General features: G+C 73.3%; 14 protein-coding genes. 6 read left to right on the top strand and 8 right to left on the bottom strand.

Annotated elements, in window-relative coordinates; translation table 11 throughout:
- Positions 1 to 24: 24 nt before the first annotated feature.
- On the bottom strand, positions 25 to 444 hold the full coding sequence (locus IE275_RS39245) for a hypothetical protein (RefSeq protein ID WP_189717474.1): 420 nt from the start codon (positions 442 to 444) through the stop codon (positions 25 to 27).
- Positions 445 to 580: 136 nt separating this feature from the next.
- Entirely contained in the window at positions 581 to 1,366 is a 786-nt protein-coding gene (locus IE275_RS39240) for a DUF8842 C-terminal domain-containing protein (protein WP_189717473.1), read from the bottom strand.
- A 517-nt stretch (positions 1,367 to 1,883) separates the two neighbouring features.
- Between IE275_RS39240 and IE275_RS39235 the strand changes: the two genes are divergently transcribed.
- Positions 1,884 to 2,594, top strand: coding sequence for a LysM peptidoglycan-binding domain-containing protein (locus tag IE275_RS39235; RefSeq protein WP_189717472.1), 711 nt, complete (start codon positions 1,884 to 1,886; stop codon positions 2,592 to 2,594).
- Positions 2,595 to 2,631: 37 nt separating this feature from the next.
- On the opposite strand, the gene IE275_RS39230 is transcribed toward IE275_RS39235, so the two are convergent.
- The 3 genes from IE275_RS39230 to IE275_RS39220 are packed head-to-tail and all read right to left on the bottom strand — an operon-like array spanning position 2,632 to position 6,403.
- A complete protein-coding gene (locus tag IE275_RS39230; protein ID WP_189717471.1) occupies positions 2,632 to 3,288 on the bottom strand; it encodes an ABC transporter ATP-binding protein in 657 nt (218 codons plus the stop codon).
- Entirely contained in the window at positions 3,285 to 5,930 is a 2,646-nt protein-coding gene (locus IE275_RS39225; RefSeq protein ID WP_189717470.1) for a branched-chain amino acid ABC transporter permease/ATP-binding protein, read from the bottom strand. Before IE275_RS39225 ends, IE275_RS39230 begins: the two co-directional genes overlap by 4 nt.
- Positions 5,930 to 6,403, bottom strand: a complete 474-nt coding sequence (locus IE275_RS39220; protein WP_189717469.1) for a hypothetical protein — start codon at positions 6,401 to 6,403, stop codon at positions 5,930 to 5,932. Before IE275_RS39220 ends, IE275_RS39225 begins: the two co-directional genes overlap by 1 nt.
- 121 nt (positions 6,404 to 6,524) lie before the next feature.
- Here IE275_RS39220 and IE275_RS39215 point away from each other — a divergent pair, with 121 nt between their 5' ends.
- Positions 6,525 to 7,055, top strand: coding sequence for an MTB12 C-terminal domain-containing protein (locus IE275_RS39215; protein WP_189717468.1), 531 nt, complete (start codon positions 6,525 to 6,527; stop codon positions 7,053 to 7,055).
- Positions 7,027 to 8,304 (top strand): ABC transporter substrate-binding protein, encoded by a 1,278-nt coding sequence (locus IE275_RS39210; RefSeq protein ID WP_189717467.1) that lies wholly within the window; start codon positions 7,027 to 7,029, stop codon positions 8,302 to 8,304. Before IE275_RS39215 ends, IE275_RS39210 begins: the two co-directional genes overlap by 29 nt.
- A 39-nt stretch (positions 8,305 to 8,343) precedes the next feature.
- Here IE275_RS39210 and ctaD read toward each other — a convergent pair whose 3' ends face one another.
- On the bottom strand, positions 8,344 to 10,050 hold the full coding sequence (ctaD, locus tag IE275_RS39205) for an aa3-type cytochrome oxidase subunit I (RefSeq protein ID WP_189717466.1): 1,707 nt from the start codon (positions 10,048 to 10,050) through the stop codon (positions 8,344 to 8,346).
- A 452-nt stretch (positions 10,051 to 10,502) separates the two neighbouring features.
- Here ctaD and IE275_RS39200 point away from each other — a divergent pair, with 452 nt between their 5' ends.
- The gene (locus IE275_RS39200; RefSeq protein WP_189717465.1) at positions 10,503 to 10,718 is read left to right on the top strand and encodes an I78 family peptidase inhibitor; all 216 of its coding nucleotides are present in this window, start codon (positions 10,503 to 10,505) and stop codon (positions 10,716 to 10,718) included.
- Between the two features lie 108 nt (positions 10,719 to 10,826).
- On the opposite strand, the gene IE275_RS39195 is transcribed toward IE275_RS39200, so the two are convergent.
- Together IE275_RS39195 and IE275_RS39190 are read right to left on the bottom strand one after the other, a co-directional pair.
- On the bottom strand, positions 10,827 to 11,861 hold the full coding sequence (locus IE275_RS39195; RefSeq protein ID WP_189717464.1) for a phosphatase PAP2 family protein: 1,035 nt from the start codon (positions 11,859 to 11,861) through the stop codon (positions 10,827 to 10,829).
- 227 nt (positions 11,862 to 12,088) lie between these two features.
- Positions 12,089 to 13,429, bottom strand: coding sequence for a mannosyltransferase family protein (locus tag IE275_RS39190; protein WP_189717463.1), 1,341 nt, complete (start codon positions 13,427 to 13,429; stop codon positions 12,089 to 12,091).
- 247 nt (positions 13,430 to 13,676) lie between these two features.
- On the opposite strand from IE275_RS39190, the gene IE275_RS39185 reads away from it, so the two are divergent.
- Together IE275_RS39185 and IE275_RS39180 are read left to right on the top strand one after the other, a co-directional pair.
- Positions 13,677 to 15,263 carry an MFS transporter gene (locus tag IE275_RS39185; protein ID WP_189717462.1) on the top strand — a complete coding sequence of 529 codons (1,587 nt, stop codon included), beginning with the start codon at positions 13,677 to 13,679 and terminating at the stop codon, positions 15,261 to 15,263.
- Between the two features lie 211 nt (positions 15,264 to 15,474).
- Entirely contained in the window at positions 15,475 to 16,665 is a 1,191-nt protein-coding gene (locus tag IE275_RS39180) for an acyl-CoA dehydrogenase family protein (protein ID WP_189717461.1), read from the top strand.
- The last annotated feature ends 14 nt before the right edge of the window (positions 16,666 to 16,679 follow it).

The following is a 16,679-nucleotide window of genomic DNA, read 5'->3' as shown; positions in this document are numbered from 1 at the left end:
GGGCGTCTCACCGGCTCCCGCGGCTCAGAAGCCCCTTCGGGGGCCCGGCGGAAGCGCCGCCGGCACCGGCTGCATCACCGGCTGCATCACCGTCGGCGTCGGATGCTGGCCGATCGTGCCGACCCGCTGCCACTGCGACTGCTGCCCGAGCCCCTGCCGTGCGCTCTGCGCCCCCGCGCTGTACGCGCTGTAGGAGTGGCTGAACGACCCCGGCCGGTGTCCGCCGTACGTGCCCGTACTGTGCGGGATGTTGCCGAACGCGGTGAACCCCAGTTCCTCCTCGCCGCTGCGGTCGCCCGGCAGCGAACGGAAGGACTTGACGTACTCGGCATAGAGCGCGTCGTAGATCGGCGTGGCCGATGGGCCGCCCTGGGGGTCCTGGGCCGGTCGCGCGGAGGGGACCGAGGCGAAGGCCGGGCGGCGGGGAACGTCGTAGGTGTGCACGTAGGTCCAAACGACCGCGCACTTCAAGGGATGCGGCCGGGGCGCGCCCGGTGCGGACGCGGGGGGACCGCGTGACCGGCCGCGGACGGCCTGCGCGCCGCCCCGCGGACCGCGGTCCCCCGCCCCGCGGGCGGACTCAGGTACCGGCGAGCGGAAGCGCGGCGCCGACCAGCTTGCCGTTGGCCGCGGCCTTGTCGAGCGCGTCCCGCAGCAGGTCCTCGCGGGGCTGGCGGCCGATGGAACCGACCGGCGCCGCGAACATCAGCACCTGCTGGTGCTTGTTGGCGGCGGCCCGCCACCCCTCCGTCACCTGGAGCGGCTGGTGGGCCTGCCACCAGGCCACCGGCTGCCCGCCGTTCGCCGACGGCTGGAGCACGGCGTGCAGCTGGCCCATCGCGAGCAGCACGGACCAGCCGTGCTGCACCGGCGGCGCCTCGGACAGTTCGGAGAGCGGCATGAAGCCCTGTTCGATGAGGAGCGGCAGGAAGTCGTCGCCGAGGCCGGTCGAGCCGGGGCGGACGATCGGCGAGGTCGGCTCGACGACCAGTGCGGGGTGCAGCTCCCCGGCGATCAGGACGAGTCCGCTGGTCACCCCGAGGACGGCCTGCTCGGGGGCGACCTTGTTGCCCGGGTCCATGTCGGCGCTGTCGCCGCTGATGGAGCGGACCGCGCCCTGGAGCTGCTCCTCGGTGACCTGGACGATCTGTGAGGGCAGGCAGGTGGCGTGGGCGAAGGCGAGGACGGCGGTCTCGTCGCCGATGAACAGGACGGTGCTGGTGCGCTCGTGCTCGGAGTCGCCCGGGGTGCGGCAGGACGTGCAGTCGTAACTGCCCGGGGCGTTCTCTCCGGCGAGCAGCCGGTTGGCTTCTTCGTCGCCGATCTCGGCGCGTACCTCGTCGCTGACGTCGAGCATGCGCGGCACGGGTGACTCCCTCGGAAGGCGGGGCGTTGGCGGGCCGGGGCGGTCCCCGGCTCATGCAGAGACAACGGGGGATCTGTGGTGGGGGTCACGCTGCACGGGGAACGGAATCGAACCGCCGAGCGCTGACGGTCACGATAGGTACGGAATCGGACACTCCCTGTCAAGTAACGGGGAGGTCACGGAAGTTGGTCCCGTGAACTGACTCACAGCGGACCCGGCGCGCTGGTCGACACATCAGGAAATCTCCGGATGAAGTGGCCGACGGAATATTGTGGCTACTCGCGGTAACGCTCAACTGACCTGCGACAACCAGGAGTTGGTTGATAACGGCTCGTCAGGCTCCCTAGATTGCTCCGCCGTGTGCAACGAGCACCGCTCGGGTACGTCCGCCGGCCGCGCAGAGCCAGACAGCGCGCAGCACCACCGCCGGCGGACGGGGGCGGAGCGTGACACCCGCGCAGACGTGCGGGAAGCGCCCCGCCCTGGGGGAGACCCGGGTTCGTAGAGAGGGATCTACATGTCCGAATGTGCCGACAACACCCGCGAGACCACACGCGCCACCGGCAGCACGGCGCGTACGACGGCGGTCCTCGCCGGGGCGGCGCTGCTCGCCCCGCTCGGACTGCTGGCCGCCGGCGGCAACGCCGCGGCGGCGGACAGCGGCGTGTGGGACCGCATCGCCCAGTGCGAGAGCGGCGGCAACTGGCACATCAACACCGGCAACGGGTACTACGGCGGACTCCAGTTCTCCGCCTCCACCTGGCGCGCGTACGGCGGCACCGCCTACGCGCCGACCGCCGACCGGGCGAGCAGGGCGCAGCAGATCTCCGTCGCCACCAAGGTCCAGAAGTCCCAGGGGTGGGGTGCGTGGCCGACCTGCTCGGCACGCGCCGGGGCGACCGGCAGCGCGCCGGCGGCCTCCGGGGCCGGCACGACGTCCACGAAGCCGAAGTCGAGCACGTCCGGTTCCGGTTCCTCGACGTCGTCGAAGCCGTCGAAGCCGACCGGGTCCTCGAACTCCTCGAAGCCCTCGCAGGCACCCGAGCGCACGACCGCGAACACCTCCCGGGGCGCCTCCCGCGGCGACTACACCGTCCGCGCGGGCGACACCCTCAGCACCATCGCGGCCCGGCACGGGACCACCTGGCAGCGCCTCTACGCCGCCAACAAGGCCGTCATCGGCGGTGACCCCGACCTGATCATGCCCGGCCAGCGCCTCGCGCTCTGAGCCCTCGCACCCCTCGGGCACGGCCGCCCCGTCCGGTTCACCCACCGGACGGGGCGGCGCCGTTCCCGGACCGTCCCGCCCACTCCGCCGCCTCGCCGCTGAACACCACGGCACCGCGGCGCAGTTCGTGCACGAAGACCCGGCGGCCGAGCAGCGCGGGCGGCAGCCGCTGCTCGGCGACGACCACACAGGCGTCGAGCGCGGCCAGCAGGGCGTAGGTGCGGGCCGCTACCGCCGGGGACATGCCCTGCGCGGGCTCGTCGACGAGCACCACGCGCGCGGGCGCCAGCAGGGCCCGGGACAGGGCGAGCATGCGCTGCTCGCCGCCGGACAGCGTCCCGGCGCGCCGGTCGAGCAGGGGCTCCAGCTGCGGGTACGGCAGCCGGTCCGCCGCGAGGAGCTCCAGATGCTCCCGGACGGTCAGCGAACCGAACACCGCCCGCCGTTCGGGCACCAGGCACAGCCCGTGCCGCGCCCGCTCGAACGCCGGCATCCGCGTCACGTCCACCCCGTCCCACACCACGGCGCCGCCCGCCAGCGGCACGGTCCCCGCCAGCGCCTGAAGCACCGTCGTCCGGCCGGAGCCGTTGCGGCCCAGCAGTACGGTGAGGCCCGGGGCAGGGGCGCAGAGGGTGACGCCGTGCAGGGCCTCCAGAGGGCCGTAGCGCACGCGCGCGTGCCGGAGCGAGATCACGCGGGAGCCTCCCGTGCGGTCGACGTGCCGAGGACGCGGCCGGGTGGGCCCGAGGCGACGATCCGGCCCGCCGCCATGACATGCACGACGTCGGCGAGGTCCGCGACCAGGTCGAGGTCGTGCTCGACGACGAGCAGCGCGGTGCCGTCGGCGGCCAGCGCCCCCAGGACGCGGGCCAGCGCGCTCACCTCGGCGGTGTCGAGTCCCGCGGCCGGCTCGTCGAGCAGCAGCACCCGCGGGTCGCCCGCGAACGCCCGGGCCAGTTCGACACGGCGCAGCGTGCCCGTGGGCAGCCCGGCGGCGGGCCGCGCCCGGACCGTCCCGTCCAGCCCGAACAGCGCCAACGCCCGCTCCACGGCCTCCTCCGCACCGCCGCGCCCCTGCTCGGCGCCCACCCGGACGTTCTCCTCGACCGTCAACGACGGGAAGACGGCCAGCTGCTGGAAGGTCCGCGCGATGCCGAGCCGGGTGCGGGCGTGCGCCGGGAGCCGGGTGATGTCCCGCCCGTCGAACAGCACCTTCCCGCGCGCGGGACGCAGGGTTCCGGCCAGACAGTGGAACAGGGTGCTCTTCCCGGCCCCGTTGGGCCCGACGACGGCGGTCACCCGACCGGGACGGACCTCGAGGTCGACACCGCCGAGCGCGGCGAAACCGCCGTAACGGGCGTGCAGGCCGCGGGCGGTGAGGACGGAGGGCGGGCGGGAGGGGCGGGTTCGCGCGGCGGCCCGCACCGGCCGCCCCGCCGCCGGCCGCTCCTGCTCCTCCCCGGGCCGCGGCCGTGCCCCTGGCCGCAGCCGCGCCCGCAGCCGTGCCCCGAGCGGCGTCAGCTCCCCGCTCGGCCACAGGCGGGCCCGCACCCGCTCGGCCCGCTCCCGCACCGCCTCGTACGGCCCGTGCGGGAACCGGCCCACCAGTACGGCCAGGACGCCCACCAGCGCCGCCGCGACCCCGCCCCGGGCCCCCGCGTCCAGCCCCACCAGCAGCGCCGCCGCGGCCAGGGCGCCCAGGGTGCTGTCGGCGCCCAGGACCACCACCGCCGCGAACCACAGCAGGCTGCGCACGGGGTCGTACGCACCCGCGTCGAAGGCGCGCAGCCCCATGCCGAGCATCGCGCCGCCCAGCGCGGCCAGCGCGGCGCCCACGACGAAGGCCAGGAGCTTCAGGGACGGCACCCGCACGCCCGCCGCCGACGCCCCCGCCTCGTGGTCCCGCATCGCCGCCAGGGCCCGCCCGGTACGGCCCCGGCGCAGCGCCCGCGTCGCCGGCAGCGCGACCCCGAGCAGGACCAGTTCGAGGACGTAGTAGGCGCGGTCCCCGTCGAAGCCGGCCGGCCGGCCCAGCGACAGCCCGGACACGGCGTACGGCTGGGCGAGGACGAAGCGGCTCACGCCGACGCCGACCGCGAAGGTGGCGAGGGCCAGCGCGAGGCCGCGGCGGCCGATCGCGGGCCAGCCGGTGAGCAGGCCGAGCGGCGCCACCAGGAGCACCGCCACGGCCAGGGCCGCCAGTTCCGGCAGCCGCGGCAGACCGGGGAAGCGGCCCGCCGCGAGCAGCGCGGTGAACAGGGCGCCCAGCCCCGCGTACGCGGCCTGTCCGAGGGAGATCTGGCCGCCGCGGCCGGTGACCACCACCAGGGACAGCAGGATCACGGCCAGCGCCGGGACCTGGACCGCGGTGTGCAGGTCCGGGCCCGCGAGGCCGAGTGGCAGCAGGAACAGCACCCCGGCCACGATCCACGCGGCGGGCGGGGTACGCACGCGTGCCGCCGGCGGACGCGGCGCCGCGTCACGCGTGGCGACACCGGGCAGCACGAGCGCGGCGACCAGCAGCGCCACCACGAACAGGTTCGCGCCGACCGCCTGGAGCAGCGGCGCGCCCCGGCCCGACGGGTGCAGCCGCGTCAGCTGGCTCTGCGCGATCCCGATGCCCAGCGCCACCACCACCGCGACCGGCAGACTGCGCATCCGCGCCGCCACCGCGACCGCGACCACCTCCATCACCAGGAGCGGCAGCCCGTACGGGTCCAGACGCACGTACGGCGCCAGCAGCACGCCCGTCAGACCGGCCGTGAAGGAGCCGAACGCCCAGCCCGCCGCGGCCACCCGGTTCGCGTCGATGCCGCCGAGCGCGGCGAGCCGCCGGTCGTCCACCACGGCCCGCAGCTCCCGCCCGAACCGGGTCCACCGGATCACCGCGCCGACCCCGGCCGCCAGCACGAGCACGACCGCCGTCTGCCCCCAGGGATCCGCCGCCACCAGCTCCGGGGCGTCGTCCCGCGCCCCCGGCCCCCACAGCAGCGCAGCCCCGCCCACGAGCAGCACGAACACCCCGATCGAGGCGACCAGGGTCTGCGTGGGGTCACTGCCCAGGACCGCGAGCGGACGGAAGACGAACCGTTCCAGCACCACGCCGATCGCCGGCGCCAGGACCAGCAGCGTCACCACCGCGGCCGGCCACAGCGGCCAGCCCCGGTCGACCACGCAACTCCGCAGCACGTACGCGCACACCATGGCGATCGCCCCGTGCGCGAAGTTGAGCACGCCGGTCGCCCGATGGGTGACGACCAGACCGATCCCGGTGAGCGCGGCGGCGCTGCCGACCGAGAGGCCCGCCAGGGTGAGGTCGTAGGTCAGGGACGACATCAGGAGTCCGCGGCGTCCGGCTCGCAGATCGGGCACGGGTCCAGCTCGCCGCTCGCCAGCAGCCTGCCGTCCACCGGCACCGCCGCCGCCTTCCCGGCGACCAGCGGGCAGTCCGCCCGGTGCCACAGCGTGCCGCCCGGCACCATCCGCAGGTCGCCGCTGACCGCGACCGGCGCCGTCGCCGCGGGGTCGTCCTCCGGCTCCGCCGGCGCGGCCGCCACCAGCAGGCGGTACAGCTCCTCCACGCGCGCGGAGGCGTCCTGCCCGCGCCCGTACGTCAGCAGGACCGCGCCGGCCACGAGCAGCGCGGCGCCGGGGATCGTGCAGGACGCGAGGTAGGGCAGCTGCCGTTCGGCGTAGCGCTCGCCCGAGACGCCGTACCAGCCGACCGCGCACAGCACCGCGCCGACGGCCAGCACGGCCCAGCCGGCCCACAGGACGGGGCGCACGCTCCGCAGTCGTCCTGTCCGCATCTCCGGCTCCCCGCGTACGGCTTCCGGCCGTTTCGGCCGATGGCTTGCACTATGCCCTCTGCAAGCTGACCCTGAAAGGACCGGGCGCGCACGCCCGGACGGACACCCGGCGGTGAGCCACATGGTTCTCGGGAGCGACCTCGGGCGACACGACGCACGACGGGGTACGGCGGCGCTGGCGGCCGTCCTCGTCCTCCTCCTCGCTCCGGCCCTCGCGGCGTGCAGCGACGACGACGGCGACGCGGCCGGTACGGCCCCGGCCACCTCCAGCGCGCCGGCGAGCGCGCCCGCCGACCGGGCGGCGGCCGAGACGCAGATCCGGCAGAACTGGGAGAAGTTCTTCGACCCGGCCACCTCCACCGCCGACAAGCAGGCCGTCCTGGAGAACGGGGAGCGGATGGGGCCGGTGCTCCAGGCGTTCGGCGGCGACCGGCGCGGCGGACAGGTGGCGGCACAGGTCCAGCAGGTCGAGTTCACCGGGCCGACGCGGGCGACCGTGACGTACACCCTCACCCTCGACGGCGCGACCGCCCTGCCGGACGCCTCCGGGACGGCCGTCGAACAGGACGGCAGCTGGAAGGTGTCCGTCAGCACGCTGTGCGCGCTGGTGCAGCTGAGCGGCGATGGCTCGTCGTCCGTTCCGGGCTGCTGAGACCGCCGCCGCGGCGCTGCTGCTCCTGCTGAGCGCGGCCTGCGGCAGCCGGCTGCCGGAGAGCGACTTCGAGCGCACCACGACCCCCGCGGCCGCCCCGATCAGGGTCGGCATCATCAGCAGCGCCACCAGCCCGGTCGGCGGCGGCGCCTTCACCGGCCCGCGCGACGGCGCCCTCGCCTACTTCGACCGGCTCAACGCGCGCGGGGGCATCGACGGCCGGCGGGTCGAGGTGCGGCTGTGCGACGACGGCGGCAGCGGCGTCGGCGACAACACGTGCGTGCACCGGCTGCTCGACGAGGACAAGGTCGTCGCCCTCGTCGCCACCACCGCCCTCGACTACGCAGGCGCCCCCCGTGTCTCCCACGCGCGCGTGCCCGACATCGGCGGCCAGCCCATCGGCGCCGCCTACGACACCTGGCCGCACCTGTACGGCATCTACGGCAGCCTCGCGCCCCGCGACGGAACCCCGGGCTGGGACGGTCAGCTGTACGGCGGCACCGAGGTGTACCGCTACTTCAAGCGCGAGCACGGCGCCCGCACGGCCGCCGTCGTCTCCTACAACCAGCCCGCGTCCGCCGCCTACGCCCGGCTCGTGGAGCGCGGACTGAAGGCCGAGGGGTACCGGGTGGTGGGCGAACAGCTCGACTTCGCGCTGCCCAACTTCCGCGCCGCCGCGGCCGACCTGAAGGCCGAGGGCGCCGACCTGGTCTTCGACGCGCTCGACACGCACGGCAACGCACAGCTGTGCCGGGCCATGGACGAGGTCGGCGCACGGGTCACCGCGAAGGTGACGAACGTACAGAACTGGACGTCCACCGTCGCCGAGGACTACAAGGACTCCCCGGACTGCCGCAACGCCCTGTGGGCCACCGGATCCAGCCGCAACCACCAGGACACCTCCGACCCGGCCGTACGGGAGTTCCGGGACGCGACGCGGAGCCTGAAGACGCACTCGCAGTGGCAGCTGGAGGGCTGGGCGGCCGCGATGTGGTTCACCCGGGCGGCCCGGTCGTGCGCGGACCGCGGCATCACGCGCGCGTGCGTCGACGACCGCATGAACCACGGCGAGGACTTCGACGCCGACGGGCTGCTGCTCCCCGTACGGTTCGAGCGGCTCGCCGAGCCGCCGCGGACCCGGCGGACCTGTCTGTCGGTCGCCCGCTGGCAGGACGGCCGGGGCTGGGTCACCCAGGGGGACATGAACACCACCTGTTTCGACGTGCCCCAACTGCCGTACACACCGTGAGCCGGCCCAGGCCGGCGGGCGGCTCGGCGCCCGGGGCGATCAGGACGGCGCGGGCCCGGAAGGCCCGGCGGGACCGGGCTCCCGGGCGGACGACGACTCCAGCGCCGCGTACTCCGGATGGTGCAGATCGAACGCAGGGGACTCCGAGCGGATCTTCGGCAGCGACGTGAAGTTGTGCCGCGGCGGCGGACAGGAGGTCGCCCACTCGAGGGAGCGGCCGAAGCCCCAGGGGTCGTCGTCGGCGACCTTCACGCCGTACTTGGCGGTCTTCCAGACGTTGTAGAGGAACGGCAGCGTGGAGATGCCCAGCAGGAAGGCGCCGATCGAGGAGACCGTGTTGAGCGCGGTGAAGCCGTCGGCGGCGAGGTAGTCGGCGTAGCGGCGCGGCATGCCCTCCGCGCCCAGCCAGTGCTGCACCAGGAACGTGGTGTGGAAGCCCACGAACAGCGTCCAGAAGTGCATCTTGCCCAGCCGCTCGTCGAGCATCCGCCCGGTGAACTTGGGCCACCAGAAGTGGAATCCGCCGAAGACCGCGAAGACGACCGTGCCGAAGACCACGTAGTGGAAGTGGGCGACCACGAAGTACGAGTCGGAGACATGGAAGTCCATCGGCGGCGACGCCAGGATCACCCCGGTCAGACCGCCGAACAGGAACGTCACCAGGAAGCCCGTCGCCCACAGCATCGGGGTCTCGAAGGACAGCGAGCCCTTGATCATGGTCCCGCTCCAGTTGAAGAACTTCACGCCCGTGGGGACCGCGATCAGGAAGCTCATGAAGGAGAAGAAGGGCAGCAGCACCGCGCCCGTGACGAACATGTGGTGCGCCCACACCACGATCGACAGCCCGGTGATCGCCATCGTCGCGGCGACCAGGGTGAGGTAGCCGAAGATCGGCTTGCGGCTGAAGACCGGGATGATCTCGGAGATGATCCCGAAGAACGGCAGCGCGATGATGTAGACCTCGGGATGCCCGAAGAACCAGAACAGGTGCTGCCACAGCAGCGCCCCGCCGTTGGCCGCCTCGAACACCTGCGAACCGAACCGCCGGTCCGCCTCCAGCACCAGCAGCGAGGCCGCCAGCACCGGGAACGCGAACAGGACCAGGATCGAGGTGAACAGGATGTTCCAGGTGAAGATCGGCATCCGGAACATCGTCATGCCGGGGGCGCGCATCCCGATGATCGTGGTGATGAAGTTGACCGCGCCGAGGATCGTGCCGAAGCCGGCCAGCGCCAGGCCCATGATCCACAGATCGGCGCCGACCCCGGGGGAGTAGTTCAGGCTGTTCAGCGGCGCGTAGGCGAACCAGCCGAAGGCGGCCGCGCCGCCCGTCGTCAGCAGCGAGCCGAGCACGATCAGCCCGCCGAACAGGAACAGCCAGAACGAGAACATGTTCAGCCGGGGGAAGGCCACGTCCGGGGCGCCGATCTGGAGCGGCATCAGCTCGTTGGCGAAGCCCGCGAAGGACGGGGTCGCGAACAGCAGCAGCATGATCGTGCCGTGCATCGTGAACAGCTGGTTGAACTGGCCGTTGTCCATGATTTGCAGGCCGGGCCGGGCCAGCTCGGCCCGCATCAGCAGGGCCATCGCACCGCCGACCAGGAAGAACACGAACGACGTGATCAGGTACAGATGGCCGATCTTCTTGTGGTCGGTGGTGGTCAGCCAGTCGACGACCACCCGGCCCCGGCCCCTGCGCCTGGCCGGAGCGGGTCGTGCCGCCTCCGCCACGGTCTGCGTCCCCATCGCTCGCTCGCCCCTTCGCTCGTCGCGCCCCGGGCCGCCCGTACCCGCGCCGCACGCGCCGGCGCGAGCCTTCGCCGTGCCGCTCGCGCCCCCGCACGCTCCGGCAGGGGCGTACGGAGGACGTGTGGGGAAGCCGTGCATTTCCTATGGGCCGTCAGCTCTCGCGCGACCCTGTGGAATCGGAATGGAACGGTGCCGGGCACGGTTCTCCGGGCACTTTCCGCCGGGTTTATCGACGGGGCGTGACGACACGCGGGAATTACGTTCGAATACGCGCGGAAGGACTACACAACAGGCCCGGAACCGCTCGTTCGTGTGACAGTCCGCTGTGCGCCGGCCGATGCCCGCGCGGCTGAAACGTGTGTCGTGATCCTGTGACAGAAGTGTGACCGGGGTGATCCACATCGCGGTTCCGGGTTCCCCGGGCGGGGTCCGCCGCCTAGCGTGGCGGTATGGCACCGAATCCCACTCCGCCCGCGGAGCCCCAGGACAGTCCGGACGGATATGTCGGCCTCGAGGCCGACCGCGCCGAGCGGCTCGCCCGGGACCGGGGGTGGTCCACGGTGCGCTCGCTGGAGCCGGGGACGATCGTCACCATGGAGTACCGCTTCGGGCGGCTGAACTTCGAGGTGCGGGACGGGCGCGTGGCGCGGGCCTGGAAGGGCTGAGGCGGCACGACGAAGGCCCCGGCTCCCGGCGTCGGGTGACGCCGGGGCCGGGGCCTTCGCGGTGCGGGACCAGGTTGTGCGTACCGGTGGTCCCGCCGTTTCGGGAGGTCAGCCGCCGGTCAGCGGGCGGGCCGTGGAGGCCGTGCCGCGCGGCAGGCGGTCGGGATGCGTCAGCCGGTCGGGGTGCGGTGGCCGGCGGCTGCCGGCCGGGGTGACCGGGGTGCGCTCCGAGCGGGTCGTGTGCGGGCCCGGGGCCAGGTAGACGGGTGGCCGGGCCGCGCGGGCGGCGGTGACCGTGTCGCGGGCCGCCGCGGCCTCGTCCTTCACCGCGCTGCGCGGCTTGAACGACACGGGGACGGGGACCCGCACCGGTGCCGTGACCCTGCCGCGGTCGCGCCAGCGGTCGCGCAGGTCCAGGATCCAGGCCTCGGCGCCGGCGATCAGCGGCTCGCACCAGGGCAGTGCCAGCAGGATCAGCAGGCCCGCGGCCCAGCCCAGCACCACGTCGCTCAGCCAGTGTGTGCCGAGGTAGACGGTGGTGAGGCCGACGCCGAGCGAGACCACCGCGGAGAGCGCGGACAGCCAGCGGCGGGCTCTCGGAGTGGAGGCCAGATAGGCCAGGATTCCCCAGGTCACGACCGCGTTGGCGGTGTGGCCGCTGGGAAATATATCGCCGCCGAGACCCATCTCGTTGGAGCCGATGGTGGTGGCGTAGTGCGGCCCGAGGCGGCCCATGCCGATCTTGGCGGCGCCGACGGTGATGTTCAGCAGCAGCAGGGACGCGCCCAGCGTGAGCATGGGGCGCAGGGTGTGCTGGCGCCAGGATCTCCAGCCCAGCCAGGCCGCGACCATCACGGCGGTGGGGCCGCGCTGGCCGAGCACGACGTAGTAGTCCAGGAACGCGTGGATCTCCGGCCACTGCTGGTACGGCCGGAAGAACATGACCTGCCAGTCGAGGCGGACCAGCCACGAGGTGATCACCACGAGCCACACGATGGCGAGATAGAAGGCCAGGGTCGCCGCGAACAGCGCGACCCGGTGCCTGCTCATCTTCGGCACATCGATGTGGGCCGGTCGTTCCGGCTCCCGGTCGAGCCTTGCGAACACCCGGTCCAGACGGGTGAGGTTTTGTTCGGTACGCACCTAAACGACGTTACAGCGAGTGAGCTCTGAACCCGGCCGATTCCGCGTCTTTGTGATGACGATGTGATGTGGGATTGCTCTCAGAAGGGCGTTTATTCCTACGGAATCGGTAATCCTCGAACACTCTTCCCTTCAATTCCTTTGATCATTCAGAGGGATAGTTTTAGGGAACGTATGAATGCGTTCACCGAAAGCTTGGACTCAATTCCCCGGCCGTACGCCGTCGGTCACGGCGGACCGGAGCCGTTCAGCCACCAGGCGCCGTACACGGCCGACGCCACCGCGACACCCCCCGCGACCATCACCGACCGGGAGGTCCGCAGCCGGGCCAGGGCCAGCGCGAGGGGGAACAGCAGGGGGAAGGCCGGCAGCAGCAGGCGCGGCTTCGAGCCGAAGTAGCTCGACGCGCACAGGGCGAGCGCGAGGACCGTGCCCGAGTACACCAGCAGCGGGAGCGGCTGGCGCTGCCGGACGCCGACGACGTACAGCACGAGCAGGAGGGCGACGCCGACGGTCAGGCCGAGGCCGGCCAGGGCGGACGGGAACGACGTGAACTTGTCGGCGACGAAACGGGCGAAGGCGTACCCGCCGTCGAAGCCGTTGCGCCAGCCCGCCTGGACGTCGAGATAGCCGAGGGGGCCCCTGCCCGTGTGGTGGCCGACCCAGAGGACGTACCCGGCGGCGCCGAGGGGTGCGAGGAGCATGCCCGCGGCGCGTACGGCCGGGGACGCGCCGTCGGAAGCGGGCTCGCGCCGGGCCGGGGCTTCGGCGGGCCGGGCGGGGGCGCGTTCGGGTGCGTGCGCGCCGGGCTCGGGCGACGCGCTGCGACTCCACCCGAACGGGAACACCGACCGGGCGGCTCCGTTCCGAAGGGAGGATGCCGGCCGGGTGCCCCGGTCCCGGACGAGGGACGCCGGCCAGGTGCCCCGGTCCCGGAGGAAGGACGCCGCGCCGGCCGCCCACACCGCCGCGACCACCGCGAGCCCCACCGGCCGGGTCAGCCCGCACAGCGACGCGAGCAGGCCCGCGGTCACCCAGCGCCCGGTGAGCAGCGCGTACAGCGACCAGGCGGCCAGCGCGGTGAACAGTGACTCGCTGTACGCCATCGACTGCACGATCCCGACCGGCAGCAGGGCCCACACCAGGGCCGCGCACACCCCCGCCCGCGGTCCGTACACATGGTCGGCGACCGCGAAGATCCCCCAGGCCGCCGCGAGCGAGGAGAGCAGCGAGACCACGAGCCCCGCGTCGGCGTACGACAGCGGGGTCACCGCGTGCAGCAGCCCTTCCAGCCACGGCAGCAGCGGGAAGAAGGCGAGATTGGAGTGGACGTCGCCGTTCGGCAGCCGGACCTCGTAGCCGTAGCCCAGCTCGGCCACCCTCGTGTACCACAGGGCGTCCCAGCGGGCGGTGAGCAGCGTGTGAGCGCTCTTGTCGCGGGCGGCGCTCCACAGGGCGAGGGCGAGCAGGCCCGTGGCCCGCACGGCCGCGTACCCCAGCAGGGCGGGCGCCGCCCGCCGCAGGGCGGAAGGGCCGGTGGGCGCCGCGCGCGTCTCGAGATCGGTCACGGGCTCGATTATCGGCGGGGGTGTCCGGACGGGCGCCGGGCGGGTCCTTCGGGAGTGGCGTACGCCACATGGGTTCGCCGTGGAGTGTGAGAGGTCCGCCACGTGGCCCTGGCGCGAACTCGCGTACGCTGCGTTCCACTCGTGTTCGTTTGCGCGGGCCGGAGACCACCGCTCCTCTCCGGCCGAGCCACGGGGAGTCCCCACCCCGTGAGCCCGCCGGACCGAGGGACACCTGGGAGGTACGTACATGTCCGGGACGACCACGGCCGCCGCTGGGCTGCGCCGTCGGGCGGCCGGGGCCGGTGTGCTCGTGGTGCTCTGCGTCAGCCTGCTCCTGGTCGCGGTCGACGCGACCGTGCTGCACGTCGCGGTGCCCGCCGTCACCGAGGACCTGCGGCCCGGCGCGATCGAGCTGCTCTGGATCGTCGACACCTATCCACTGGTCTGCGCCTCGCTGCTGATCCTCTTCGGCACGCTCGGCGACAGGGTCGGCCGCCGCCGGGTCCTGCTGCTCGGCTACACCCTGTTCGGCGTCGCCTCCGCCCTGGCGGCCTTCGCCCCGAGCGCCCAGGTGCTGATCCTGGCGCGGGGGCTGCTCGGCGTCGGCGGTGCGATGATCATGCCGGCCACGCTGTCGATCCTGCGCCAGGTCTTTCCCGACCGGCGCGAGCGTGCTCTCGCGATCGGCATCTGGAGCGCGGTGGCCGCGGTCGGCGCGGCGGTCGGGCCGCTGCTCGGCGGCTTCCTCCTCGAACACTTCTGGTGGGGGTCGGTCTTCCTCGTCAACATCCCGCTGATGCTGGTCAGCCTGCCGGTGGGACGTCTGCTGCTGCCCGAGTCGCGCGGCACGGCGAAGGGCCCCTGGGACGTGATCGGCGCCCTGATGGCGGCGGCCGGGCTGTTCGCCGTCGTCCTCGCCGTGAAGCGGCTGGGCGGCGGGGAACTCGGCGTGTTCACCGTGGTGCCGCTGGTGGTCGGCGCGGTCCTGCTCGTGCTGTTCGTCCGCCGGCAGCGCCGGCGCACGTATCCGCTGGTGGACCTGCGGATGTTCGGGCGGCCGGCGTTCAGCACCTCGGTGGGGTGCATCGTGCTGGCGATGCTGGCACTGGTCGGCCTGGAGCTGATCGCCGCGCAGTACCTCCAGCTGGTGCTGGGACTGTCGCCGCTGGAGACCGGCCTGCGACTGCTGCCGCTGACCTTCGCGGCGATGGCGGCGGGGCTGGCCGGGGCGAAACTGCTGCGGAGGTTCGGGCCCCGGCGGATGGTCTGCGGAGGGTTCTGCCTCACCGCCGTCGCGGTGCTGACACTGACCGCGATGGGTCAGTCGGACAACCCGGGGCTGCTGCTGTGCGGGTTCGTGCTGCTCGGGTTCGGCCTGGAGACGACGCTGTTCGCGGCGTACGAGTCGATGCTGAGCGAGGCTCCGCCGGAGCAGGCGGGCGGCGCGGCGGCGATCGGCGAGACGTCGTACCAGCTGGGGGCGGGGATCGGGATCGCCCTGCTGGGCAGTGTCATGAACGCCGCGTACGCGCCCGGGCTCAGCTCGGTGCCCGGGGTGCCGGCGTCGGCGTCGGCCTCGGCGGGGCACTCGCTGGGCGAGGCCTACGAGGTCGCCGCGCAGCTGGGCGGGCCGGTCGGGGTGGCGCTGCGCCGGGCGGCCCGGGACTGTTTCGTGCACGGGCTGCATGTGACGTTGCTGGTGAGCGCGGGGTTGTTGCTGCTGGGCGCGGTGATGGCGCTGCGGCTGCCGCGGACGATGCAGTGCGAGATGCCGGCGGCCGAGGTGGAGCTGCCCGCGCCCCGCGAGGTCGCGGAGTCCCGCGTCTCCGTGTGACGCTCCCGCGCACCGGGGCGTGGCCCTTCCGGTGCGGGTGGAGCACGGCCGACGGGCCCGGGGTGGCACGGCCGACGGGTGCGGGGCGGCACGGCCGACGGGCCCGGGACAGGGTGGCTCCGGCGGTACTGGACGTGCGGGACGCCGGGTCGTAACGTCGACCGGGCATCGTGACTAGCGGTGCTAGTTTTGCGCTTTCGGAGGCTGTCGTATGTCCGCGTCCTCGAAGATGCCGCCCTTCGATCCCACCGATCCGCTCGGGATCGACGATCTGCTGGAGCCGGAGGATCTGGCGATCCGTGACACCGTGCGGAGCTGGGCCGCGGACCGGGTGCTGCCCCATGTCGCCGAGTGGTACGAACAGGGGGAGCTGCCGGGGATCCGGGAGCTGGCCCGGGAGCTCGGGGCGATCGGGGCGCTCGGGATGTCGCTGAGCGGGTACGGGTGCGCCGGGGCCAGCGCCGTGCAGTACGGGCTCGCGTGTCTGGAGCTGGAGGCCGCGGACTCCGGGATCCGGTCGCTGGTCTCCGTGCAGGGCTCGCTCGCCATGTACGCGATCCACCGGTTCGGCAGCGAGGAACAGAAGCGGGCCTGGCTGCCGCGGATGGCCTCCGGCGAGGTCATCGGGTGCTTCGGCCTCACCGAGCCCGACCATGGCTCCGACCCCGCCGGCATGCGCACCTACGCCAAGCGCGACGGCTCGGACTGGGTCCTCGACGGGCGCAAGATGTGGATCACCAACGGGTCCGTGGCGGGCGTCGCGGTGGTGTGGGCGCAGACGGACGCCGGGATCCGGGGGTTCGTCGTGCCCACCGACAGCCCCGGGTTCTCCGCGCCCGAGATCAAGCACAAGTGGTCGCTGCGGGCCAGCGTGACCAGCGAACTGGTGCTGGACGACGTACGGCTGCCCGCCGACGCCGTGCTGCCCGAGGCCGTCGGCCTCAAGGGACCCCTCGGCTGTCTGAACCACGCCCGCTACGGGATCGTGTGGGGAGCGATGGGGGCGGCGCGCGCCAGTTTCGAGGCCGCCGTCGCGTACGCGAGGACGCGGGAGCAGTTCGGACGGCCCATCGGAGGGTTCCAGCTGACCCAGGCCAAGCTGGCCGACATGGCGGTCGAGCTGCACAAGGGGATCCTGCTCGCCCATCATCTGGGGCGGCGCATGGATGCCGGCCGCCTGCGTCCCGAGCAGGTCAGCTTCGGCAAGCTCAACAACGTACGGGAGGCCATCGAGATCTGCCGTACGGCGCGGACGATCCTGGGGGCGAACGGGATCTCGCTGGAGTACCCGGTCATGCGGCACGCGACCAACCTGGAGTCCGTGCTGACCTACGAGGGCACCGTCGAGATGCACCAGCTCGTGCTGGGCAAGGCGCTCACCGGGCTCGACGCCTTCCGCTGACCCCGAAGGGGGGG

Source organism: Streptomyces phaeofaciens, assembly GCF_014648915.1.
Classification (GTDB): Bacteria; Actinomycetota; Actinomycetes; order Streptomycetales; family Streptomycetaceae; genus Streptomyces; species Streptomyces phaeofaciens.
This window is presented reverse-complemented; position numbering and strand designations above follow the sequence as displayed.

What these genes read in the sequence shown, in the direction of transcription:
- IE275_RS39200 (WP_189717465.1), top strand. Translation starts at nt 10,503, where the DNA reads ATGGCACCGAATCCCACTCCGCCCGCGGAGCCCCAGGACAGTCCGGAC.
- IE275_RS39210 (WP_189717467.1), top strand. Translation starts at nt 7,027, where the DNA reads ATGGCTCGTCGTCCGTTCCGGGCTGCTGAGACCGCCGCCGCGGCGCTG.
- IE275_RS39180 (WP_189717461.1), top strand. Translation starts at nt 15,475, where the DNA reads ATGTCCGCGTCCTCGAAGATGCCGCCCTTCGATCCCACCGATCCGCTC.
- IE275_RS39220 (WP_189717469.1), bottom strand. Translation starts at nt 6,403, where the DNA reads ATGCGGACAGGACGACTGCGGAGCGTGCGCCCCGTCCTGTGGGCCGGC.
- IE275_RS39215 (WP_189717468.1), top strand. Translation starts at nt 6,525, where the DNA reads ATGGTTCTCGGGAGCGACCTCGGGCGACACGACGCACGACGGGGTACG.
- ctaD (WP_189717466.1), bottom strand. Translation starts at nt 10,050, where the DNA reads ATGGGGACGCAGACCGTGGCGGAGGCGGCACGACCCGCTCCGGCCAGG.
- IE275_RS39185 (WP_189717462.1), top strand. Translation starts at nt 13,677, where the DNA reads ATGTCCGGGACGACCACGGCCGCCGCTGGGCTGCGCCGTCGGGCGGCC.
- IE275_RS39235 (WP_189717472.1), top strand. Translation starts at nt 1,884, where the DNA reads ATGTCCGAATGTGCCGACAACACCCGCGAGACCACACGCGCCACCGGC.
- IE275_RS39225 (WP_189717470.1), bottom strand. Translation starts at nt 5,930, where the DNA reads ATGTCGTCCCTGACCTACGACCTCACCCTGGCGGGCCTCTCGGTCGGC.